The organism is Bacillus sp. FSL K6-6540 (assembly GCF_038007545.1).
The window spans coordinates 913,004-935,529 of the sequence record NZ_JBBOXH010000002.1; the positions used below are offsets into that span (position 1 = coordinate 913,004).

22 protein-coding genes and 2 tRNA genes are annotated in these 22,526 nt (G+C 43.3%); all 24 read left to right on the forward strand.

What is annotated here, in order from left to right; all coding sequences use genetic code 11:
- Positions 1 to 16 precede the first annotated feature (16 nt).
- Positions 17 to 874 carry a pur operon repressor gene (purR, locus tag MHH82_RS37070; protein WP_003218342.1) on the forward strand — a complete coding sequence of 286 codons (858 nt, stop codon included), beginning with the start codon at positions 17 to 19 and terminating at the stop codon, positions 872 to 874.
- Positions 871 to 1,248, forward strand: a complete 378-nt coding sequence (ridA, locus tag MHH82_RS37075) for a 2-iminobutanoate/2-iminopropanoate deaminase (protein ID WP_003226738.1) — start codon at positions 871 to 873, stop codon at positions 1,246 to 1,248. The genes purR and ridA overlap by 4 nt, the downstream gene beginning before the upstream one ends.
- 194 nt (positions 1,249 to 1,442) lie before the next feature.
- A complete protein-coding gene (gene spoVG, locus MHH82_RS37080) occupies positions 1,443 to 1,736 on the forward strand; it encodes a septation regulator SpoVG (RefSeq protein WP_003218346.1) in 294 nt (97 codons plus the stop codon).
- A 192-nt stretch (positions 1,737 to 1,928) separates the two neighbouring features.
- Positions 1,929 to 3,299: a bifunctional UDP-N-acetylglucosamine diphosphorylase/glucosamine-1-phosphate N-acetyltransferase GlmU gene (glmU, locus tag MHH82_RS37085; RefSeq protein ID WP_015382564.1), complete on the forward strand. Its 1,371-nt coding sequence runs from the start codon at positions 1,929 to 1,931 to the stop codon at positions 3,297 to 3,299.
- Positions 3,300 to 3,321: 22 nt separating this feature from the next.
- On the forward strand, positions 3,322 to 4,275 hold the full coding sequence (locus MHH82_RS37090) for a ribose-phosphate diphosphokinase (protein WP_003218353.1): 954 nt from the start codon (positions 3,322 to 3,324) through the stop codon (positions 4,273 to 4,275).
- A gap of 84 nt (positions 4,276 to 4,359) precedes the next feature.
- Entirely contained in the window at positions 4,360 to 4,974 is a 615-nt protein-coding gene (locus MHH82_RS37095) for a 50S ribosomal protein L25/general stress protein Ctc (protein ID WP_003243443.1), read from the forward strand.
- A 106-nt stretch (positions 4,975 to 5,080) separates the two neighbouring features.
- Positions 5,081 to 5,647 (forward strand): aminoacyl-tRNA hydrolase, encoded by a 567-nt coding sequence (gene pth / locus MHH82_RS37100; RefSeq protein WP_003226727.1) that lies wholly within the window; start codon positions 5,081 to 5,083, stop codon positions 5,645 to 5,647.
- Positions 5,648 to 5,706: 59 nt separating this feature from the next.
- Positions 5,707 to 5,937 carry an anti-sigma-F factor Fin gene (gene fin, locus MHH82_RS37105; protein WP_003243417.1) on the forward strand — a complete coding sequence of 77 codons (231 nt, stop codon included), beginning with the start codon at positions 5,707 to 5,709 and terminating at the stop codon, positions 5,935 to 5,937.
- Between the two features lie 69 nt (positions 5,938 to 6,006).
- Complete coding sequence (mfd, locus tag MHH82_RS37110; protein ID WP_072175227.1) at positions 6,007 to 9,540, forward strand: transcription-repair coupling factor; 3,534 nt, start codon at positions 6,007 to 6,009, stop codon at positions 9,538 to 9,540.
- A 135-nt stretch (positions 9,541 to 9,675) separates the two neighbouring features.
- Positions 9,676 to 10,212: a stage V sporulation protein T gene (spoVT, locus tag MHH82_RS37115; RefSeq protein ID WP_003218365.1), complete on the forward strand. Its 537-nt coding sequence runs from the start codon at positions 9,676 to 9,678 to the stop codon at positions 10,210 to 10,212.
- Positions 10,213 to 10,393: 181 nt separating this feature from the next.
- The gene (locus MHH82_RS37120) at positions 10,394 to 11,992 is read left to right on the forward strand and encodes a putative polysaccharide biosynthesis protein (protein WP_072175228.1); all 1,599 of its coding nucleotides are present in this window, start codon (positions 10,394 to 10,396) and stop codon (positions 11,990 to 11,992) included.
- Positions 11,982 to 13,451 carry a nucleoside triphosphate pyrophosphohydrolase gene (gene mazG / locus MHH82_RS37125; RefSeq protein WP_072175229.1) on the forward strand — a complete coding sequence of 490 codons (1,470 nt, stop codon included), beginning with the start codon at positions 11,982 to 11,984 and terminating at the stop codon, positions 13,449 to 13,451. Before MHH82_RS37120 ends, mazG begins: the two co-directional genes overlap by 11 nt.
- A 2-nt stretch (positions 13,452 to 13,453) precedes the next feature.
- A complete protein-coding gene (locus tag MHH82_RS37130; RefSeq protein WP_003226716.1) occupies positions 13,454 to 13,714 on the forward strand; it encodes an RNA-binding S4 domain-containing protein in 261 nt (86 codons plus the stop codon).
- 78 nt (positions 13,715 to 13,792) lie between these two features.
- Entirely contained in the window at positions 13,793 to 14,095 is a 303-nt protein-coding gene (gene yabP, locus MHH82_RS37135) for a sporulation protein YabP (protein WP_003226714.1), read from the forward strand.
- Positions 14,092 to 14,727 carry a spore cortex biosynthesis protein YabQ gene (gene yabQ, locus MHH82_RS37140; RefSeq protein WP_021479720.1) on the forward strand — a complete coding sequence of 212 codons (636 nt, stop codon included), beginning with the start codon at positions 14,092 to 14,094 and terminating at the stop codon, positions 14,725 to 14,727. The genes yabP and yabQ overlap by 4 nt, the downstream gene beginning before the upstream one ends.
- A gap of 17 nt (positions 14,728 to 14,744) precedes the next feature.
- Entirely contained in the window at positions 14,745 to 15,122 is a 378-nt protein-coding gene (gene divIC / locus MHH82_RS37145) for a cell division protein DivIC (protein WP_003243211.1), read from the forward strand.
- A gap of 80 nt (positions 15,123 to 15,202) precedes the next feature.
- On the forward strand, positions 15,203 to 15,589 hold the full coding sequence (locus MHH82_RS37150) for a S1 domain-containing RNA-binding protein (RefSeq protein ID WP_003218379.1): 387 nt from the start codon (positions 15,203 to 15,205) through the stop codon (positions 15,587 to 15,589).
- 168 nt (positions 15,590 to 15,757) lie between these two features.
- Positions 15,758 to 15,834 (forward strand) — tRNA-Met (locus MHH82_RS37155).
- A 9-nt stretch (positions 15,835 to 15,843) separates the two neighbouring features.
- Positions 15,844 to 15,915, forward strand: a tRNA-Glu gene (locus tag MHH82_RS37160).
- 199 nt (positions 15,916 to 16,114) lie between these two features.
- Entirely contained in the window at positions 16,115 to 18,598 is a 2,484-nt protein-coding gene (gene spoIIE, locus MHH82_RS37165) for a stage II sporulation protein E (RefSeq protein ID WP_072175905.1), read from the forward strand.
- A gap of 84 nt (positions 18,599 to 18,682) precedes the next feature.
- Positions 18,683 to 19,420: a VWA domain-containing protein gene (locus MHH82_RS37170; protein WP_003243782.1), complete on the forward strand. Its 738-nt coding sequence runs from the start codon at positions 18,683 to 18,685 to the stop codon at positions 19,418 to 19,420.
- A complete protein-coding gene (prkT, locus tag MHH82_RS37175) occupies positions 19,386 to 20,402 on the forward strand; it encodes a serine/threonine protein kinase PrkT (RefSeq protein WP_072175906.1) in 1,017 nt (338 codons plus the stop codon). The genes MHH82_RS37170 and prkT overlap by 35 nt, the downstream gene beginning before the upstream one ends.
- A gap of 103 nt (positions 20,403 to 20,505) precedes the next feature.
- Positions 20,506 to 21,924, forward strand: coding sequence for a tRNA lysidine(34) synthetase TilS (gene tilS / locus MHH82_RS37180; RefSeq protein WP_072175907.1), 1,419 nt, complete (start codon positions 20,506 to 20,508; stop codon positions 21,922 to 21,924).
- Positions 21,921 to 22,463, forward strand: coding sequence for a hypoxanthine phosphoribosyltransferase (gene hpt, locus MHH82_RS37185; protein WP_072175908.1), 543 nt, complete (start codon positions 21,921 to 21,923; stop codon positions 22,461 to 22,463). Before tilS ends, hpt begins: the two co-directional genes overlap by 4 nt.
- Positions 22,464 to 22,526 lie beyond the last annotated feature (63 nt).

The following is a 22,526-nucleotide window of genomic DNA, read 5'->3' on the forward strand; positions in this document are numbered from 1 at the left end:
TTTTGGGGGTAAGTTCATGAAGTTTCGTCGCAGCGGCAGATTGGTGGACTTAACAAATTATTTGTTAACCCATCCGCACGAGTTAATACCGCTAACCTTTTTCTCTGAGCGGTATGAATCTGCAAAATCATCGATCAGTGAAGATTTAACAATTATTAAACAAACCTTTGAACAGCAGGGGATTGGTACTTTGCTTACTGTTCCCGGAGCTGCCGGAGGCGTTAAATATATTCCGAAAATGAAGCAGGCTGAAGCTGAAGAGTTTGTGCAGACACTTGGACAGTCGCTGGCAAATCCTGAGCGTATCCTTCCGGGCGGTTATGTATATTTAACGGATATCTTAGGAAAGCCATCTGTACTCTCCAAGGTAGGGAAGCTGTTTGCTTCCGTGTTTGCAGAACGCGAAATTGATGTTGTCATGACCGTTGCCACGAAAGGCATCCCTCTTGCGTATGCAGCTGCAAGCTATTTGAATGTGCCTGTTGTGATCGTTCGTAAAGACAATAAGGTAACAGAGGGCTCCACAGTCAGCATTAATTACGTTTCAGGCTCCTCAAACCGCATTCAAACAATGTCACTTGCGAAAAGAAGCATGAAAACGGGTTCAAACGTACTCATTATTGATGACTTTATGAAAGCAGGCGGCACAATTAATGGTATGATTAACCTGTTGGATGAGTTTAACGCAAATGTGGCAGGAATCGGCGTCTTAGTTGAAGCCGAAGGAGTAGATGAACGTCTTGTTGACGAATATATGTCACTTCTTACTCTTTCAACCATCAACATGAAAGAGAAGTCCATTGAAATTCAGAATGGCAATTTTCTGCGTTTTTTTAAAGACAATCTTTTAAAGAATGGAGAGACAGAATCATGACAAAAGCAGTCCACACAAAACATGCCCCAGCGGCAATCGGGCCTTATTCACAAGGGATTATCGTCAACAATATGTTTTACAGCTCAGGTCAAATCCCTTTGACTCCTTCAGGCGAAATGGTGAACGGCGATATTAAGGAGCAGACTCATCAAGTATTCAGCAATTTAAAGGCGGTTCTGGAAGAAGCGGGTGCTTCTTTTGAAACAGTTGTAAAAGCAACTGTATTTATCGCGGATATGGAACAGTTTGCGGAAGTAAACGAAGTGTACGGACAATACTTTGACACTCACAAACCGGCGAGATCTTGTGTTGAAGTCGCGAGACTCCCGAAGGATGCGTTAGTCGAGATTGAAGTTATTGCACTGGTGAAATAATAAGAAAAGTGATTCTGGGAGAGCCCGGGATCACTTTTTTATTTACCTTATGCCCGAAATGAAAGCTTTATGACCTAATTGTGTAACTATATCCTATTTTTTCAAAAAATATTTTAAAAACGAGCAGGATTTCAGAAAAAATCGTGGAATTGATACACTAATGCTTTTATATAGGGAAAAGGTGGTGAACTACTGTGGAAGTTACTGACGTAAGATTACGCCGCGTGAATACCGATGGTCGCATGAGAGCGATTGCATCCATCACGCTGGATCACGAATTTGTTGTACATGATATTCGTGTGATTGATGGAAACAATGGTCTTTTCGTTGCGATGCCGAGTAAACGCACCCCTGATGGAGAGTTCCGCGATATTGCTCATCCTATTAATTCAAGCACGCGAGGAAAGATTCAAGATGCCGTGTTAAATGAGTATCATCGTCTGGGTGACACTGAAGCATTAGAATTCGAAGAAGCTGGAGCTTCTTAAAAAATAACCAAAAAGCAAGGACTGCTGAAAGGGCTGACATAAGCCTTTTGCCGGCGGTCCTTTTTTAATTCTGATTTTTCAAACTTAGTTGCACTCAATAGAAAATTCTTGCACTTCATGAAGTCTCCTTGAAATCAGAAGATATTTAGGATATATTTTTCTATGGATAAAAGGGATATTGGAGGCCAATAAATGGATAAGCGGTTTGCAGTTGTTTTAGCGGCTGGACAAGGAACGAGAATGAAATCGAAGCTTTATAAAGTCCTTCATCCAGTTTGCGGTAAGCCTATGGTAGAGCACGTCGTGGACGAAGCCTTAAAATTATCTTTATCAAAGCTTGTCACGATTGTCGGACATGGTGCGGAAGAAGTGAAAAAGCAGCTTGGTGATAAAAGCGAGTACGCGCTTCAAGCAGAACAGCTTGGCACTGCTCATGCTGTAAAACAGGCACAGCCATTTCTTGCTGACGAAAAAGGCGTCACAATTGTCATTTGCGGAGATACGCCGCTTTTGACAGCAGAGACGATGGAACAGATGCTGAAAGAACATACACAAAGAGAAGCGAAAGCTACGATTTTAACTGCGGTTGCAGAAGATCCAACCGGATACGGCCGCATTATTCGCAGCGAAAACGGAGCGGTTCAAAAAATCGTTGAGCATAAGGACGCCTCTGAAGAAGAACGTCTTGTAACTGAGATCAACACCGGTACGTATTGTTTTGACAATGAAGCGCTATTTCGGGCTATTGATCAGGTGTCTAATGATAATGCCCAAGGCGAGTATTATTTGCCGGATGTCATAGAGATTCTTAAAAATGAAGGCGAAACTGTTGCCGCTTACCAGACTGGTAATTTCCAAGAAACGCTCGGAGTTAATGATAGAGTTGCTCTTTCTCAGGCAGAACAATTTATGAAAGAGCGCATTAATAAACGGCATATGCAAAATGGCGTGACGTTGATCGACCCGATGAATACGTATATTTCTCCTGACGCTGTTATCGGAAGCGATACTGTGATTTACCCTGGAACTGTGATTAAAGGTGAGGTGCAAATCGGAGAAGATACGATTATTGGCCCTCATACGGAGATTATGAATAGTGCCATTGGCAGCCGTACGGTTATTAAACAATCGGTAGTCAATCACAGTAAAGTGGGGAATGATGTAAACATAGGACCTTTTGCTCACATCAGACCTGATTCTGTCATCGGGAATGAAGTGAAGATCGGGAATTTTGTAGAAATTAAAAAGACTCAATTCGGAGACCGAAGCAAGGCATCTCATCTAAGCTATGTCGGCGATGCTGAGGTAGGCACTGATGTAAACCTGGGCTGCGGTTCAATTACTGTCAATTATGATGGAAAGAATAAGTATTTGACAAAAATTGAAGATGGCGCGTTTATCGGCTGCAATTCCAACTTGGTTGCCCCTGTCACAGTCGGAGAAGGCGCTTATGTGGCGGCAGGTTCAACTGTTACGGAAGATGTACCTGGAAAAGCACTTGCTATTGCCAGAGCGAGACAAGTAAATAAAGACGATTATGTGAAAAATATTCATAAAAAATAATCCTAAATTCGGAGGTTTATCCATGTCTAATCAATACGGAGATAAGAATTTAAAGATTTTTTCTTTAAATTCGAATCCAGAGCTTGCAAAAGAAATCGCAGATATAGTTGGAGTTCAATTAGGGAAATGTTCTGTCACAAGATTTAGTGACGGGGAAGTCCAAATTAATATCGAAGAAAGTATTCGCGGATGTGATTGTTACATCATCCAGTCTACAAGTGACCCCGTTAACGAGCATATTATGGAACTGCTGATTATGGTAGATGCGTTAAAACGCGCTTCTGCAAAAACGATTAACATTGTTATTCCTTATTACGGTTATGCGCGTCAAGACAGAAAAGCAAGATCCCGTGAGCCAATCACAGCTAAACTTTTCGCTAACCTGCTTGAAACAGCCGGTGCGACTCGTGTGATTGCACTTGACCTGCATGCGCCGCAAATTCAAGGATTCTTTGATATACCGATTGACCACTTAATGGGTGTTCCGATTTTAGGAGAATATTTTGAAGGCAAAAATCTTGAAGATATCGTCATTGTTTCACCAGACCATGGCGGTGTGACACGTGCCCGCAAACTGGCTGACCGACTAAAAGCGCCAATTGCGATTATCGATAAACGCCGTCCGCGTCCAAACGTGGCGGAAGTCATGAATATTGTAGGTAACATCGAAGGGAAGACTGCTATCCTCATCGATGACATTATTGATACTGCAGGTACGATTACACTTGCTGCTAATGCGCTCGTTGAAAACGGAGCGAAAGAAGTATATGCATGCTGTACACACCCTGTACTATCAGGCCCTGCGGTAGAACGGATTAATAATTCAACAATTAAAGAGCTTGTTGTGACAAACAGCATCAAGCTTCCTGAAGAAAAGAAAATTGAACGCTTTAAGCAGCTTTCAGTCGGACCGCTTCTGGCCGAAGCGATTATTCGCGTTCATGAGCAGCAATCAGTCAGCTATCTGTTCAGCTAAACCATTTTTCGAGGTTTAAATCCTTATCGTTATGGGTATTGTTTGTAATAGGACAACTAAAACGACAATAGGATGGTGCTGAATATGGCAACTTTAACGGCAAAAGAAAGAACGGACTTTACTCGTTCGTCTCTTCGGAATATCCGTACTTCAGGACATGTTCCAGGTATCATATATGGGAAGGATACGGGTAACAAACCTGTGTCATTAGACAGTGTGGAGCTCATCAAAACGCTGAGGGACGAAGGCAAAAATGCAGTCATTACGCTTGAGGTCAGCGGAGAAAAACACTCAGTCATGGTAACAGACCTGCAGACGGACCCGCTGAAAAATGAAATCACTCATGCTGATTTTCAAGTAGTTAATATGAGTGAGGACATTGAAGTGGAAGTTCCGATTCATCTGACCGGAGAAGCCATTGGAGTGAAAAACGGAGGCGTACTGCAGCAGCCGTTATATGCACTTACTGTAAAGGCCAAGCCAAAAGCCATTCCACAAACGATTGAGGCTGATATTTCAAGCCTCGATGTAAATGAAGTACTGACGATTGCGGATTTGCCTGCTGGCGGTGACTACTCCTTTAATCATGAATCAGATGAGGTTGTGGCTTCAATCCTTCCTCCGCAGCAGCAGGAAGCAGCTGAGGTCGATGAAGAGGAATCTGCCGATGCTCAGCCTGAAGGTGAAAACGAACAATAATAGCTTAAGGCGTAACCCTCCCGCGGTTACGTCTTTTGTGCTAGAATGAGAAGAATTATAGCCCGTTTATGAAGACGGGAGTTATGTGACTAAGGGAGGATTCGCCATGCTTGTGATTGCCGGTCTCGGAAACCCGGGGAAGAACTATGAAAATACACGGCATAATGTCGGATTTATGGTGATAGATCAGCTTGCAAAGGAATGGAATATAGAGCTGAATCAAAATAAATTTAACGGATTATACGGAACCGGATTTGTTTCCGGCAAAAAGGTTCTACTTGTTAAACCGCTTACATATATGAATTTATCAGGAGAATGTTTGCGGCCTTTAATGGACTACTATGATGTCGATAACGAAGATTTGACAGTCATTTACGACGACCTTGACCTTCCGACTGGCAAGATCCGTTTAAGAACGAAAGGAAGCGCCGGAGGACACAATGGCATCAAATCACTGATCCAGCATCTTGGAACATCCGAGTTTGACCGTATCCGAATCGGAATCGGCCGGCCTGTAAACGGCATGAAGGTCGTTGATTATGTGTTAGGCTCCTTTACCAAGGAGGAGGCACCTGAGATCGAAGAAGCGGTTGATAAATCTGTGAAGGCTTGTGAGGCTTCTTTGAGTAAACCGTTTTTAGAAGTCATGAACGAATTTAACGCAAAGGTATAAAATGTAACAACAAAGTCCATACTACACCAAAATGACTTTTTCATCAGGAGGTCCCTTGTATGGCTTTGCATTATTATTGTCGTCATTGCGGAGTGAAAGTAGGCAGTCTCGAATCTTCAATGGTATCGACAGACTCACTTGGATTTCAGCACTTAACAAATGAGGAAAGAAACGATATGATTTCTTATAAAGAAAATGGAGATGTCCATGTTTTGACGATATGTGAAGACTGCCAAGAGGCGCTTGACCGAAATCCGCATTACCACGAATATCACACATTTATTCAATAAAAAGCTTTGGTGTAGACACTAGACCAAAGCGTTTTTCTGTTCTCGCAGGAAACAGAGAGGAGGGGCCATATGGACAACATTCAAACCTTTATAAAAGAAAGCGATGACTTTAAATCCATCATCAACGGTTTACACGAGGGCCTGAAGGAACAGCTGCTCGCCGGTCTGTCGGGTTCCGCGCGTTCTGTTTTTACTTCTGCTCTGGCTAATGAAACGAATAAGCCTATCTTTCTAATCACCCATAATTTATATCAAGCCCAGAAAGTAACAGATGATCTGACTTCACTTCTAGAGGATCGGTCTGTCCTTTTGTACCCCGTCAATGAACTCATTTCATCAGAAATCGCAGTTGCAAGCCCTGAATTGCGGGCGCAGCGATTAGATGTCATTAATAGACTAACGAATGGAGAAGCGCCAATTGTCGTTGCTCCGGTAGCGGCAATCAGAAGAATGCTGCCGCCTGTAGAGGTGTGGAAAAGCAGCCAGATGCTCATTCAAGTAGGCCATGATATCGAACCTGACCAGCTTGCCTCACGGCTGATAGAGGTAGGGTATGAGCGGTCTGATATGGTTTCTGCGCCCGGGGAATTCAGTATTCGCGGGGGAATCATTGACATTTATCCGTTGACTTCAGAGAATCCGGTGAGAATTGAACTTTTTGACACCGAGGTGGATTCAATCCGCAGCTTTAATTCAGATGATCAGCGGTCAATTGAGACCCTTACCTCGATCAATATCGGTCCCGCGAAGGAATTAATTATCAGACCGGAAGAAAAAGCGCGGGCGATGGAGAAAATCGATAGTGGTCTTGCCGCGAGCTTGAAAAAATTAAAGGCTGACAAACAAAAAGAAATACTTCATGCGAATATTTCTCACGATAAAGAACGCTTGTCTGAAGGCCAGACAGATCAGGAGCTCGTGAAGTATCTCTCATATTTCTATGAAAAGCCTGCTAGTTTACTAGATTATACACCTGATAATACACTTCTGATTTTGGATGAAGTCAGTCGGATTCATGAGATGGAAGAACAGCTTCAAAAAGAAGAAGCGGAGTTTATAACAAATCTTCTTGAGGAAGGGAAGATTTTGCATGACATTCGTTTGTCATTCAGCTTCCAAAAAATAGTGGCTGAGCAAAAACGGCCTCTGCTGTACTACTCTTTATTTTTGCGGCATGTACACCATACGAGCCCGCAAAATATCGTCAATGTGTCAGGCCGGCAAATGCAGAGTTTCCATGGCCAAATGAACGTGCTTGCGGGCGAAATGGAGCGTTTTAAAAAATCAAATTTCACTGTTGTGTTCTTAGGAGCAAACAAGGAACGTACACAGAAATTGTCATCTGTTTTGACTGATTATGATATCGAGGCCGCCATGACAGACAGCAAAAAAGCGCTTGTTCAGGGACAGGTCTATATCATGGAAGGCGAGCTCCAATCGGGATTTGAGCTGCCGTTAATGAAGCTTGCCGTTATCACGGAAGAAGAACTGTTCAAAAACCGTGTAAAGAAGAAGCCGCGAAAACAGAAGCTTACCAATGCAGAGCGCATCAAAAGCTATTCTGAGCTTCAAATTGGAGATTATGTCGTTCATATTAATCACGGGATCGGAAAATACCTGGGGATTGAAACTCTTGAAATCAACGGCATTCATAAAGACTATTTAAATATACATTATCAGGGAAGTGACAAGCTTTACGTCCCTGTAGAACAAATTGATCAGGTCCAAAAATATGTCGGCTCCGAAGGAAAAGAGCCAAAGCTGTATAAATTAGGCGGAAGTGAATGGAAGCGGGTCAAGAAAAAAGTAGAGACATCCGTTCAGGATATTGCTGACGACTTAATTAAGCTGTATGCCGAAAGAGAAGCGAGCAAGGGCTATGCGTTTTCTCCTGACCATGAGATGCAGCGTGAATTCGAATCGGCTTTCCCTTATCAAGAGACTGAGGATCAGCTCCGTTCGATTCACGAAATCAAAAAAGACATGGAAAGAGAACGTCCGATGGACCGCTTGCTGTGCGGAGATGTGGGCTACGGTAAAACAGAGGTTGCCATACGTGCCGCGTTTAAGGCGATCGGTGACGGAAAGCAGGTAGCTCTGCTCGTTCCGACAACAATTTTGGCACAGCAGCACTATGAAACCATAAAAGAGCGCTTCCAGGACTATCCGATTAATATCGGCCTTCTCAGCAGGTTCAGAACGAGAAAAGAAGCAAACGAAACAATCAAAGGGCTGAAAAACGGAACGGTTGATATCGTCATCGGGACGCATCGGCTGCTATCAAAGGATGTCGTGTATAAAGATTTAGGGCTCCTCATCATTGATGAAGAGCAGCGTTTCGGTGTAACCCATAAAGAAAAGATCAAGCAAATAAAAGCCAATGTTGATGTATTAACGTTAACAGCAACGCCGATTCCGCGTACGCTGCATATGTCTATGCTTGGCGTAAGGGACCTTTCAGTCATCGAGACTCCGCCGGAAAATCGCTTCCCCGTACAGACGTATGTTGTGGAATATAACGGCGCTCTTGTCAGAGAGGCGATTGAACGTGAGCTTGCACGCGGAGGCCAGGTCTATTTCTTGTACAACCGGGTAGAGGACATTGAGCGGAAAGCGGATGAAATTTCAATGCTAGTCCCTGACGCGAAGGTAGCATATGCGCATGGGAAAATGACAGAAAATGAATTAGAAACCGTTATGCTAAGTTTCCTTGAAGGAGAATCAGACGTTCTCGTCAGCACAACCATTATCGAAACTGGCGTGGACATCCCGAACGTCAATACGCTGATCGTATTTGACGCTGACAAGATGGGTCTTTCTCAGCTTTACCAGCTGCGGGGGCGTGTCGGCCGTTCTAACCGTGTGGCGTATGCGTACTTCACGTACCGCCGGGATAAAGTGCTGACAGAAGTGGCTGAAAAAAGGCTGCAGGCTATTAAAGAATTCACAGAGCTAGGTTCCGGTTTTAAAATCGCAATGCGTGACTTAACGATTCGCGGAGCCGGGAATCTTCTTGGTGCCCAGCAGCATGGCTTCATCGATTCGGTCGGATTTGATCTCTATTCACAAATGCTGAAGGAGGCCATTGAGGAGCGTAAAGGAGACACAGCGAAGACAGAGCAGTTTGAAACAGAAATTGATGTCGAGCTTGATGCGTATATTCCGGAAACTTATATTCAAGACGGCAAACAGAAAATTGATATGTATAAACGCTTCAGGTCTGTGGCGACAATCGAAGAGAAGAATGAGCTTCAAGATGAAATGATCGACCGCTTTGGAAACTATCCAAAAGAAGTCGAATACTTGTTTACTGTTGCAGAGATGAAGGTCTATGCGAGACAGGAACGTGTCGAGCTGATTAAGCAGGATAAAGATGCTGTCAGATTGACGATTTCTGAAGAAGCAAGTGCTGAAATTGACGGGCAGAAGCTGTTTGAGCTTGGCAATCAATATGGCAGACAAATCGGACTGGGAATGGAAGGGAAAAAACTCAAAATCTCCATACAGACGAAAGGCCGTAGTGCTGATGAATGGCTCGACACCGTGCTGGGCATGCTGAAGGGCTTAAAAGATGTGAAGAAGCAAACCATTTCATCAACGTAAATTTTGTTACTCTCTGGTGTATATTACATTTGATGTGACGGATACTAATTTCAAGCGAGGCGGAAGGTACATAAAGTAACTGCTTTAGGTCTTTCCCACATGTATATACCATCAAATGAAAGAGAGGCACCAGAGATGAAAGCAACCGGTATCGTACGTCGTATTGATGACTTAGGTCGGGTCGTGATTCCTAAAGAAATTCGAAGAACTCTGAGAATCAGGGAAGGCGATCCGCTTGAGATTTTTGTAGATCGTGACGGAGAAGTGATTTTGAAAAAGTACTCTCCGATCAGTGAGCTTGGAGACTTTGCAAAGGAGTATGCAGACGCGCTTTACGACAGCCTCGGCCATTCAGTGCTGATTTGTGATCGTGATGTATATATTGCCGTGTCCGGCAGCTCCAAAAAAGATTACTTAAACAAGTCAATCAGCGAAATGCTGGAAAGAACAATGGATCAGCGCAGCTCCGTGCTTGAGAGTGATGCGAAATCAGTACAGCTTGTGAATGGAATTGATGAGGACATGAATTCTTATACTGTCGGCCCAATTGTGGCGAACGGAGATCCGATAGGTGCTGTGGTGATTTTTTCAAAAGACCAGACAATGGGCGAAGTAGAGCATAAAGCCGTTGAAACAGCAGCTGGATTTTTGGCTCGTCAAATGGAACAGTAGGTCTTATTCCTTTCTTCGAAAATAGGTATGTAAAGAACAGCTCTCCTTGGGACGCTGTTCTTTTTCATGCGTGCCGAAAAAGGAATCCAAGGGTTGGGATGTGGTATAATAACCTCGTTTTTATTTGTGCCGCGGTAATACGTAAACCGTATTGCCCCTGACGTTGGGAAGGAGCTTTTGGATGGACGATTCAATAGGCGTTAAACGGCATTGGATTTGGCAGGGGGCTTTTGTTTTAATTCTGGCAGGCGTCATCACAAAAATTTTAAGCGCTGTTTACAGAGTCCCGTTTCAAAACATTGTCGGCGATGTTGGATTTTATATATATCAGCAGGTATATCCCTTTCTTGGTATTGCGGTCATGCTGTCCACATCAGGATTTCCAGTCATTATTTCAAAGCTGATGAATGATTATAGTGAAAAAAATCATCACACCATATTAAAAATATCAGCGTTGTTTTTGTCTTTAATCGGTATTTTATTATTTCTTTGTTTATATCTGGGGGCTGTTCCTATTGCACTCTTTATGGGAGATTCGCATCTAGCCGTGTTAATTCAAGTGGCCGCATGCGCGTTTCTGCTGTTCCCATTTGTCGCGTTGCTTAGAGGCGGTTTTCAGGGGCGGCACGAAATGCTCCCTTCAGCCTTATCACAGATGACAGAGCAGTTTCTGCGTGTTGCAGTGCTCTTGGGTTTATCATTTTGGCTCGTGAAAAAGGGAGCCTCGCTTTATACTGCGGGAGCGGCAGCCGCTTCAGGCTCTCTTGCCGGAAGTTTGGTTGCATTGGTGATACTGGGGTTTTTTTGGTTCAAAACGAAAAGAGACAACCAAACGGATAGGCAAAACGAAAATGTCATCACAACAAAAGAATTGACGAAAAAACTGCTTTTATATTCGGTTACAATTTGTGTAAGCAGTTTGCTGCTTTTGTTTATCCAGCTTGTTGATGCTTTGAATTTATATGCATTACTTTCGGGTGGTGAGGCAAGCGAAGAAGCAAAACGCCTAAAGGGGATCTATGATCGGGGACAACCCTTGTTGCAGCTCGGCTCAGTTTTTGCCGTAAGCATTGCGACGTCACTCGTTCCGTATATTTCTATGGCCGTAAAAAACAATGAGCTGAAGATCATGAAAGAAAAAATCACGTCATCTTTGAAACTATGCCTTGTGCTCGGTACGGGCGCATCGGCTGGGTTGATTTGCATTCTAAAGCCGGTTAATATCATGCTGTTTCAAAATGGAGAAGGGACAGGTGCGTTACAAGTATTTAGCTGCTCCATTTTGTTTGCATCCTTGGCGGTAACGGCAGCGGCAGTCTTACAGGGAGCGGGATACACAGTTTTTCCTGCGATAGCGGTGGGCGCGGGTGTGGCGGTGAAATGGGTGTTAAACACACTTTTGGTTCCGCGCTATGGGATTGAAGGCGCATCGCTTGCGACAGCGGCTTCCTTTGCGGCTGTCGCCGGCCTTAACTTGTATCAGCTTCGGCAAAAGGAATGGCTCGATAAGCTTAGCGGCGTTTTAATTCCGATTATTGGATCTGCTCTTTTGATGTCAGCTGTCTTGCTTGCGTATATGCGTTTCTGGACTTTCTTGTTTCCTGCAACAGGAAGAGGAGCGGCTGTGATTGAGAGCCTTTCTGCTGTTGCCATTGGTGGCGCGGTGTTTATTTATTGTATGATGAGATTGGGAATATTTACAGATGAAGAGCTGAACAGTGTGCCATTCGGCAGCAAGTTAAGCAAATTCATGAGAAGGAGAGAACAAAATGGCGGGTAAAATTACAGTCGTGGGACTTGGTGCCGGAGACATGGACCAGTTGACAATTGGTATACACAAGCTGCTGACGAAGGCAGATACGCTGTATGTCAGAACCAAGGATCATCCTTTAATTGAGGAGCTTGAAAAAGAAACGAAGAACATCCGTTACTTTGACGATATATATGAGAAACATGATCAGTTCGAGGCGGTATATGAAGAAATTGCAGATATCCTCTTTGAAGCGGCGCGGCGTGAGGACGTAGTTTACGCTGTGCCGGGACACCCTTTTGTCGCAGAAAAAACAGTTCAGCTGCTGACGGAGCGGCAGGAAAAGGAAAACGTTCAAGTGAAAGTCGCGGGGGGACAAAGTTTCCTTGATGCCACATTCAATGCCTTGCAAATTGACCCGATTGAAGGTTTTCAATTTGTGGATGCCGGCACATTGTCCGCGGACGAGCTTGAGCTCAGACATCATCTGATCATATGTCAGGTTTACGACCAAATGACGGCTTCTGAAGTCAAGCTGACATTGATGGAGAAGCTGCCTGATGATTATGAGGTTGTCATTGTGACTGCAGCAGGCAGCCGTGGCGAGGAGATCAGGACAGTGCCATTATTTGAGTTGGACCGCAATGTCGCCTTGAACAACTTAACAAGTGTGTATATTCCGCCGATTAAAGAAGAGAAGCTGCTTTATCACGAATTCTCCACGTTCCGAAGCATCATCAGAGAGCTTCGCGGACCTAATGGGTGTCCGTGGGATAAAAAGCAGACGCATCAGTCATTAAAGCAGTACATGATTGAAGAATGTTATGAGCTTCTCGAAGCTATTGACGAAGAAGACACAGACCATATGATCGAAGAGCTTGGCGACGTTTTGCTTCAGGTCTTGCTTCACGCGCAAATTGGTGAAGATGAAGGTTATTTCACAATTGATGATGTCATAAAAGGAATCAGTGAAAAAATGGTCCGAAGACATCCCCATGTGTTTAAAGATGTTAAGGTTCAGGATGAAAACGATGTTTTGGCCAATTGGGAAGATATAAAAAAGGCAGAAAAAAATACATCTGAATCATCGTTACTAGACAGCGTACCGAAAACCCTTCCAGCTCTTTCGAAAGCTGCTAAATTGCAGAAAAAAGCAGCGAAGGTCGGTTTTGACTGGGAAGACGTCAGCGATATTTGGGAAAAGGTAAGTGAGGAAATGAAGGAGTTTTCTTCTGAGGTTTCTGAAGCTCCTCACGAACACAATCTTAAAGCTGAGTTTGGCGACATTTTGTTCGCGCTGGTGAATGTAGCCCGCTTCTACAAAATAGAGCCAGAGGAAGCGCTGGCCATGACTAATGACAAATTCCGGAGACGGTTCTCGTACATTGAGGAAACAGCGAAGGAAGAGGGAGTCGAGTTGGCTGATATGTCCCTTGAGGACATGGACAAACTGTGGAATGAAGCAAAAGAAACTGAGAGGAGATCATAGATATGAGATTAGATAAATTTTTGAAAGTATCACGGCTGATCAAACGGCGAACACTAGCGAAGGAAGTAGCTGACCAAGGACGAATCTCTATTAACGGAAACCAAGCTAAAGCTAGCTCTGATGTAAAACCGGGAGATGAACTAACGGTCCGCTTCGGCCAAAAGCTTGTAACGGTTCAAGTTAATGAATTGAAAGACACGACGAAAAAAGAAGAAGCTGCAAACATGTACACGATTCTAAAAGAAGAAAAACTCGGCGAATAGGCTTGTTCTAAAAAAATCCCCCACCTCATACAATGCAGTAATAATGCTAAAAGTATCGAGGATATGGGGGCTGAATAGATGAATTCATATTATGATCAAAAAGGTTCTTCGTCTGTTCCGGAACAGCATGATGTGACAATGAAAGGCCGGAAGCATCTAGATATTTCTGGGGTTAAGCATGTGGAGAGTTTTGATAACGAAGAATTCCTGCTGGAAACGGTGATGGGAATGCTCTCCGTCAGAGGCCAAAACCTGCAGATGAAAAATCTTGATGTGGAAAAAGGGATTGTTTCGATTAAAGGCAGGGTATTTGATTTAGTGTACTTAGATGAACAACAAGGGGATAAAGCTAAAGGGTTTTTTAGCAAGTTGTTTAAATGACGCTGACGACACAATTCTATACAATGCTGGCGATGTCCGGTATGGGTCTCTGGCTTGGTGCTTCGCTTGATACATACCGGCTCTTTGTCATTCGTGCCAAAACAGCCAGATGGCTATTATTTATTCATGATATTCTTTTCTGGATTGTGCAAGGGCTGCTTTTCTTTTATGTCTTGCTTCATGTAAATGAGGGAGAATTCAGGATTTACATCTTTTTAGCGGTTCTGCTGGGCGTTGCGACGTATCAGAGCCTTTGCAAACGAATCTATATAAAAATACTGAAATTCTTCATTTACCTTGTTGTTTCTGTTTATCAATTCTTCAAAAAACTCATTCAGCACGTGTTATTTCGTCCTATTGTATGGACATGCGGAGCGATCATCTGGCTGGCGGCATTTTTATTCAAGAAAACATACAGCCTGATAGGTTTTCTCCTGCTGTGTCTATATAAAATAGTCATGGTTCTGTGTTTTCCGATCCGTTTTATCGCGAAACAATGTTTGAAACTTCTTCCTGTGAAAATGCGTCTAACTTTTAGACGTTATTTTGAAAAAGGTGCAGGATTTCTCAAAAAGAAGAAGAAACTATTGATAACCATAAGAACGACCATTACACGGTTTTTGAAGAAATGAAAGGAGGACCGTCTGGTTTGAATTTTTCCAGGGAACGAACGATAACTGAAATACAAAACGACTATAAAGAACAAGTAGAACGGCAAAATCAGCTGAAGAAACGAAGACGCAAAGGGCTGTACAGACGGTTAACTGTATTCGGCGCCCTAGTATTCCTGACGGCAATTGTGCTGGCAAGCTCTGTATGGTCCCAAACATCTTCCCTTAGTGCAAAAGAAGAAAAGAAAGAACAGCTTGAAAAAGAACTCAAAAGTTTAAAGACAAAACAAACGGATTTAAAAGAAGAAATATCCAAATTGAAAGATGAGGATTACGTCACAGAGCTTGCCAGAAGGGACTTATTCATGTCTGGAGACGGAGAAATTATCTTCAATGTGGAGAAGAAGAGCAAGTAGCCTTGTTGACACTTAAATTTTTATTTAGGTATAATTAAGCAAACGATCTTTTTATAAGCCTAAGGAGGAGCACTTTTTTTATGTCGATTGAAGTTGGCAGCAAGTTGCAAGGGAAAATTACAGGTATTACAAATTTTGGAGCATTTGTTGAATTGCCTGGAGGCTCAACCGGTCTCGTTCACATTAGTGAGGTAGCTGATAATTATGTCAAAGACATTAACGACCACTTAAAAGTCGGCGACCAAGTTGAAGTGAAAGTCATCAACGTTGAAAAAGACGGGAAAATTGGTTTATCTATTAAAAAAGCTAAAGACCGTCCGCAAGCCAGACCTAGAAATGATTTCCGTCCGAAAGAATCTTTTGAACAGAAAATGAATAAGTTTTTAAAAGACAGCGAAGATCGCTTGTCATCTTTAAAACGCAATACGGAATCAAAACGTGGAGGGCGCGGAGCAAGAAGAGGATAACTTGCTGCTTTCTATAAAATAAATGAAGCATCCGTTCATCCCGACGGGTGCTTTTTTATTATCCTCATCCTCTTTAAGAGTCAGAAAATTACAACATTAAAGTTTCTGTTGACGAAAGAGACAAACCTTTGTATTATATAACTTGTGCTTAGAAGCACAAAACAATATGGCGGTGTAGCTCAGCTGGCTAGAGCGTACGGTTCATACCCGTGAGGTCGGGGGTTCGATCCCCTCCGCCGCTACCATATTTGTTTGGCCCGTTGGTCAAGCGGTTAAGACACCGCCCTTTCACGGCGGTAACACGGGTTCGAATCCCGTACGGGTCATCCTAAAAAATCGGTTTCTCTTGCAGAAGCCGATTTTTTTCATTTTTAGACAACATTCCGGAAATTCTTTTCATAAACGAATATCAAGGCAGAAACCGTCGAAGATTTCTTTGGTATTGTTACCTTCTTTTGACAAAATCCTATCTGTGCTTTCGCTATAATGACAGGCAACGAATATAACAGGTGGGAGATGAGAGGAATGGAAAAAGCAGAAAGAAGAGTGAACGGGCCAATGGCGGGACAAGCTTTGGAAAAACTCCAATCGTTTTTTAACAGGGGCACGAAGCTGGTGACTCATCATTTGCATTCACTGTTTTTCTATAAAGGATTCATTTATGTTGTCATCGGATTTTTGCTTGGACGGGCTTTCATATTATCCGAGGTGCTTCCTTTCGCACTTCCTTTCTTTGGAGCGATGCTTCTTATCAGAAGAGACAAAGCGTTTTATGCGGTTTTGGCTGTGCTTGCAGGTGCGCTGACCATATCTCCAAAGCACTCATTGCTCATACTGGCGGCATTGCTGGCATTCTTCGTATTTTCTAAAGTGGCTGCCTTCATTACCGACGATCGTGTAAAAGCACTCCCGATTGTCGTGTTCTTCTCGATGGCTGCAGCAAGAGCCGGGTTTGTTTATGCCCAAAATGGCGTATTTACAACCTATGATTATGTAATGGCTATCGTTGAGGCTGGACTGTCGTTTATCTTAACACTGATTTTCCTTCAGAGCCTTCCGATTTTTACTGTGAAAAAAGTGAAACAATCATTAAAAATAGAGGAAATCATTTGCTTTATGATTCTTATTGCCTCTGTTTTAACGGGGCTGGCCGGCTTGTCCTACCATGGGATGCAGGCAGAACATATATTGGCTCGTTATGTTGTATTGAGTTTTTCCTTTATTGGCGGAGCAAGCATCGGCTGTACGGTTGGTGTTGTGACCGGCCTGATTCTTGGCTTGGCAAATATCGGAAACCTATATCAAATGAGTCTGCTTGCTTTTTCCGGTTTATTGGGCGGTTTGCTGAAGGAAGGAAAAAAAGCGGGTGCCGCAATCGGTCTTATCGTTGGATCACTGCTTATATCTTTATATGGTGAAGGCTCTGCCGGTCTGATGACAACGCTCTATGAGTCATTAATCGCAGTCGGCCTGTTTTTGCTCACACCTCAATCTATTACAAGGAAAGTGGCGAGATATATTCCGGGAACTGTCGAGCATCTTCAAGAGCAACAGCAATACGCTAGAAAAATCCGTGATGTCACTGCTCAGAAGGTAGACCAGTTCTCCAATGTATTTCACGCGCTGTCTGAAAGCTTTGCAACCTTTTACCAAGCATCAGACGAACAGACAGATGACAGCGAAGTTGATCTGTTCTTAAGCAAAATCACGGAGCATTCCTGTCAGACGTGCTACAAGAAAAACAGGTGCTGGGTACAGAACTTTGATAAAACATATGACTTAATGAAACAAGTTATGCTTGAAACAGAGGAAAAAGAATATGCATCAAACCGAAGGCTGAAAAAAGAGTTTCAACAGCATTGTTCTAAATCCAAGCAGGTTGAAGAGCTGATTGATGATGAGCTCGCACATCATCATGCCCACTTGACACTCAAGAAAAAAGTCCAAGACAGCAGGCGTCTTGTTGCTGAACAGCTTTTAGGCGTTTCTGAAGTCATGGCCGACTTTTCTCGGGAAATAAAAAGAGAGCGAGAACAGCACTTTCTGCAGGAAGAGCAAATCATAGAGGCGCTTCAGCATTTCGGAATTGAGATTCAGCATGTCGAGATCTATAGCCTTGAACAAGGAAATATAGATATTGAAATGACCATTCCGTTCAGCGGACATGGAGAAAGTGAAAAAATCATTGCCCCTATGCTGTCTGACATTCTGGAAGAACAAATTCTTGTGAAAGCCGAACAGCACTCTCCGCATCCGAATGGATACAGCCATGTCGCCTTTGGATCAACAAAATCATACAGGGTGTCCACGGGAGCTGCTCACGCTGCGAAGGGCGGCGGCCTTGTCTCCGGCGACAGTTACAGCATGATGGAGCTTGGAGCCAGAAAATATGCTGCAGCAATCAGTGACGGAATGGGCAATGGCGCAAGAGCGCACTTTGAAAGCAATGAAACGATCAAGCTTCTTGAAAAAATCCTTGAATCGGGAATTGATGAAAAAATAGCAATTAAAACGATCAACAGCATACTGTCTCTAAGGACAACTGACGAAATATATTCCACGCTTGACCTATCTATTATCGATCTTCAAGATGCCAGCTGTAAATTTTTGAAGGTTGGATCGACGCCTAGCTTTATCAAACGGGGTGACCAGGTCATGAAAGTTCAAGCGAGCAATCTGCCAATCGGTATTATTAATGAATTTGATGTGGAGGTTGTGAGTGAACAGCTGAAAGCGGGTGACCTCTTAATTATGATGAGTGATGGCATTTTTGAGGGGCCTAAGCATGTGGAAAATCACGACTTATGGATGAAACGTAAAATGAAAGGGTTGAAAACAAATGACCCGCAGGAGATTGCCGATTTGCTTATGGAAGAAGTCATCCGCACAAGATCCGGCCAAATTGAGGACGATATGACTGTTGTTGTCGTCCGGATTGATCACAATACACCGAAGTGGGCATCCATTCCTGTTCCGGCAATCTTTCAAAACAAACAAGAAATTTCATAACGCTTCCGTATAAATCAAATTTCTTCTGGCGAAGATGGGAATATATGAATCTGAGAATCCTCGTATTCTCCAGGAGGAATGAATGTGAACAACGGACATTTAAATCAAATTTTGCTGATAACGGATGGCTGCTCAAACCATGGGGAAGACCCGCTTGCAATGGCTGCTTTTGCTAAAGAGCAGGGGATTACGGTAAATGTCATTGGTATAATGGAAGAAAATCAAATTGACCCTGAGGCAATGAAGGAAGTCGAAGGGATTGCACTTGCCGGAGGAGGTGTGCACCAAGTCGTTTATGCATCTCAGCTTTCACAAACTGTTCAAATGGTAACAAAGAAAGCGATGACGCAAACCTTACAAGGTGTAGTCAATCAAGAACTGAAACAGATTCTCGGAAAGAATGTGGAAATGGAAGAGCTTTCTCCGGAAAAACGCGGCGAAGTCATGGAAGTGGTAGACGAGCTTGGAGAAACGGTGCATCTTCAGGTTTTGGTTCTTGTTGATACAAGTGCAAGTATGGCGCCAAAGCTTCCAACAGTAAAAGAGGCGCTGATTGATTTGTCTGTAAGCCTCAATTCCCGAATCGGGAATAACGAATTTGCGATGTGTATATTTCCCGGGAAAAAACAAGAGGTCGAGCTTGTGCTGAACTGGACACCGAAGCTGCAATCTCTTTCCACACTCTTTGCAAAGCTTTCGACAGGCGGCATCACGCCGACAGGTCCGGCGATTCGTGAAGCGACACTGCAGTTTGAAAAAATACGCTCAAGAAGGGGCATGCTGGCAGATGATGAACGACGCTTTGACGAGTTTGGCATGTAGCCTCAAGCCGGGTACTACAATCAAAGGCAAGTGGAATGGAAACACTTATACATTGCGTAAACAGCTTGGTAAAGGGGCCAATGGAATTGTGTATTTGGCAGAAGCATCAGATGGACATGTTGCCTTAAAGGTGAGTGATGACAGCCTGTCTATTACTTCTGAAGTGAATGTCTTGAAATCTTTCTCAAAGGCCCAGTCCGTTACGATGGGGCCTTCTTTTTTTGATACGGATGATGCCTATATTCCCAGTACCAATACGAAATTTTCATTTTATGCAATGGAATACATAAAAGGGCCGCTGCTTTTGAAGTATGTCAGTGATAAAGGAGCAGAGTGGATACCGGTATTAATGATTCAGCTGTTATCCAGCTTATCGGTGCTTCACCAGCAAGGATGGATATTCGGCGATCTTAAACCTGATAATCTGATCGTAACTGGTCCGCCCGCAAGGATCCGCTGCATTGATGTGGGCGGCACGACAAAGGAAGGCCGGGCGATAAAAGAGTATACGGAGTTTTATGACAGAGGCTATTGGGGGTATGGAACAAGAAAGGCAGAGCCATCCTATGATCTGTTCGCAGTTGCCATGATTATGATCAACAGTGTGCATAAAAAAGAATTTAAGAAAACGAACCAGCCCAAAGAACAGCTTAGGTCTCTCATCGAAGGAAACCCGCTGCTTCAAAAGTATAAAAAAGTGCTTTTTTCAGCCTTGAACGGAGATTATCAATCCGCAGATGAAATGAAAAAGGATATGCTAGACGCGGGGCAAAAAGCATCACAAAGAAAACAGCCTATAAAAGCATCACCGCAGCCTGCCACACGCCAAAGACAGCAAAAACCGCGCCAAGGAAAAATAACGAAGACGCGATATACCCCAAAACAGAAACCGGCTAAGTCAGGGGGGTTATTTGAAACAACGCTTATCGTGATCAGTGTTTTAGCGCTTTATTTCGCCTATATTATCTTTTTCTTAATCTGAATGGCGCAAACTGCAGAGCCTATGCTTCTTCTTTGCTTGGAGGGGTTGAAAGTGTTAGGATATGAATATCTTTAAAATACCTGCTCATTGTGAGGAGGACGTTGTGAAAAGTGTCAAAGATTTTTTAAACAAACACAATCTTACGTTAAAAGGGGCGACAATCATTGTAGGCGTTTCCGGCGGTCCGGACTCAATGGCTCTTCTTCACGCGTTGCATACGTTATGCGGCCGTTCAGCGAATGTTATTGCAGCTCACGTTGACCATCGGTTCAGAGGTGCGGAATCCGAGGAGGACATGCGTTTTGTCCAAGCTTATTGTAAAGCTGAACAGCTCGTGTGCGAAACGGCTCAAATCAATGTAACCGCATATGCACAGGAAAAAGGACTCAATAAGCAGGCTGCAGCACGCGATTGCCGCTACCAGTTTTTTGAGGAAATCATGTCGAAGCACCAAGCGGACTATCTGGCTCTTGCGCATCATGGTGATGACCAGGTTGAAACAATGCTTATGAAACTGGCTAAGGGTACGCTTGGAACGGGACTTGCGGGAATGCAGCCGGTTAGACGTTTTGGGACAGGGCGGATCATCAGGCCGTTCTTAACCATTACAAAGGAAGAGATCCTTCACTATTGCCATGAAAACGGCTTGAGCTACCGGACGGATGAAAGCAACGCCAAAGATGACTACACAAGAAACAGATTCAGAAAAACAGTGCTCCCGTTTTTGAAGCAGGAATCTCCGGATGTGCATAAAAGGTTTCAGAAAGTGAGTGAAGCACTGACGGAAGATGAGCAATTCTTACAGTCATTAACGAAAGATGAAATGAATAAAGTAATCACAAGCCAGTCTAATACATCAGTTGAAATCAATTCCTCTCAATTGCTTGCCCTCCCGATGCCTTTACAAAGAAGAGGAGTTCAACTAATATTAAACTATCTTTATGAAAACGTTCCATCATCCTTTTCAGCCCATCACATTCAGCAGTTTCTCGATTGGGCGGAAAATGGCAGTCCTTCAGGAGTACTGGACTTTCCGAAAGGACTGAAGGTGGTCAAATCATATCAGACATGTTTGTTTACATTTGAACAATGGCAGTGCAAAAATGTTCCCTTTGAATACCAAATTAGCGGAGCTTCTGATGAAACGGCAGTGCTCCCTAATGGATATCTGATAGAGGCAAGGCATTATGCGGACTCGCCTGAAGAACATGGGAATGCTGTTTTTATCACAAGTGAAAAAAAGGTGCGGTTTCCCTTAACAATCCGGACGAGAAAAGCTGGAGACCGGATCAAACTAAAAGGGATGAACGGCTCAAAAAAGGTAAAGGATATATTTATTGATAAGAAATTGCCTCTCCAAGAAAGAGACAACTGGCCGATTGTGACGGACGCAAGCGGTGAAATTATCTGGATACCTGGCTTGAAAAAATCAATTTTTGAAGATCTTGTGATTCCAAACAGCGACCGCATTGTATTACAATATAGACAGCATGAAAAGTGTAGGGGGCAAGCAAAATCATGATGAAACATGATATCGAGAAAGTACTGATCTCAGAGGAAGAGATACAAAAGAAAGTAAAAGAGTTAGGTGCAGAATTAACGAGCGAGTATCAAGATACATTTCCGTTGGCAATCGGTGTGTTAAAAGGAGCACTTCCTTTTATGGCGGATCTTATCAAGCATATTGATACATATTTGGAAATGGATTTCATGGATGTATCAAGCTACGGAAATTCTACGGTTTCTTCTGGAGAAGTAAAAATCATTAAAGATTTGGATACATCTGTAGAGGGCCGGGACATCTTAATTATTGAAGATATCATCGACAGTGGGTTAACCTTAAGTTATCTCGTAGAGCTCTTCCGATACCGTAAAGCAAAATCAATTAAGATTGTTACCCTTTTGGATAAACCGAGCGGAAGAAAAGCGAACATCAAAGCAGACTTTGTCGGTTTTGAAGTTCCTGACGCGTTTGTAGTGGGTTACGGACTTGATTATGCTGAGCGCTATCGCAATCTGCCTTATATCGGAGTGTTAAAACCGGCAGTTTATGAAAGCTGATCGGCAGCCTGCTTCCGAGATGGTTATTGTTTGTATTGGAATGATTTTCTATGGTACTATTGA

Bases quoted from the DNA above. Each gene is read 5' to 3' on its own strand.
- MHH82_RS37150 (WP_003218379.1), top strand. From the start codon at position 15,203: ATGTCGATTGAAGTTGGCAGCAAGTTGCAAGGGAAAATTACAGGTATT.
- spoVT (WP_003218365.1), top strand. From the start codon at position 9,676: ATGAAAGCAACCGGTATCGTACGTCGTATTGATGACTTAGGTCGGGTC.
- MHH82_RS37090 (WP_003218353.1), top strand. From the start codon at position 3,322: ATGTCTAATCAATACGGAGATAAGAATTTAAAGATTTTTTCTTTAAAT.
- hpt (WP_072175908.1), top strand. From the start codon at position 21,921: ATGATGAAACATGATATCGAGAAAGTACTGATCTCAGAGGAAGAGATA.
- prkT (WP_072175906.1), top strand. From the start codon at position 19,386: ATGATGAACGACGCTTTGACGAGTTTGGCATGTAGCCTCAAGCCGGGT.
- spoIIE (WP_072175905.1), top strand. From the start codon at position 16,115: ATGGAAAAAGCAGAAAGAAGAGTGAACGGGCCAATGGCGGGACAAGCT.
- MHH82_RS37130 (WP_003226716.1), top strand. From the start codon at position 13,454: ATGAGATTAGATAAATTTTTGAAAGTATCACGGCTGATCAAACGGCGA.
- fin (WP_003243417.1), top strand. From the start codon at position 5,707: ATGGCTTTGCATTATTATTGTCGTCATTGCGGAGTGAAAGTAGGCAGT.
- mfd (WP_072175227.1), top strand. From the start codon at position 6,007: ATGGACAACATTCAAACCTTTATAAAAGAAAGCGATGACTTTAAATCC.
- ridA (WP_003226738.1), top strand. From the start codon at position 871: ATGACAAAAGCAGTCCACACAAAACATGCCCCAGCGGCAATCGGGCCT.
- pth (WP_003226727.1), top strand. From the start codon at position 5,081: ATGCTTGTGATTGCCGGTCTCGGAAACCCGGGGAAGAACTATGAAAAT.
- purR (WP_003218342.1), top strand. From the start codon at position 17: ATGAAGTTTCGTCGCAGCGGCAGATTGGTGGACTTAACAAATTATTTG.
- mazG (WP_072175229.1), top strand. From the start codon at position 11,982: ATGGCGGGTAAAATTACAGTCGTGGGACTTGGTGCCGGAGACATGGAC.
- glmU (WP_015382564.1), top strand. From the start codon at position 1,929: ATGGATAAGCGGTTTGCAGTTGTTTTAGCGGCTGGACAAGGAACGAGA.
- yabQ (WP_021479720.1), top strand. From the start codon at position 14,092: ATGACGCTGACGACACAATTCTATACAATGCTGGCGATGTCCGGTATG.
- MHH82_RS37120 (WP_072175228.1), top strand. From the start codon at position 10,394: ATGGACGATTCAATAGGCGTTAAACGGCATTGGATTTGGCAGGGGGCT.
- yabP (WP_003226714.1), top strand. From the start codon at position 13,793: ATGAATTCATATTATGATCAAAAAGGTTCTTCGTCTGTTCCGGAACAG.
- MHH82_RS37095 (WP_003243443.1), top strand. From the start codon at position 4,360: ATGGCAACTTTAACGGCAAAAGAAAGAACGGACTTTACTCGTTCGTCT.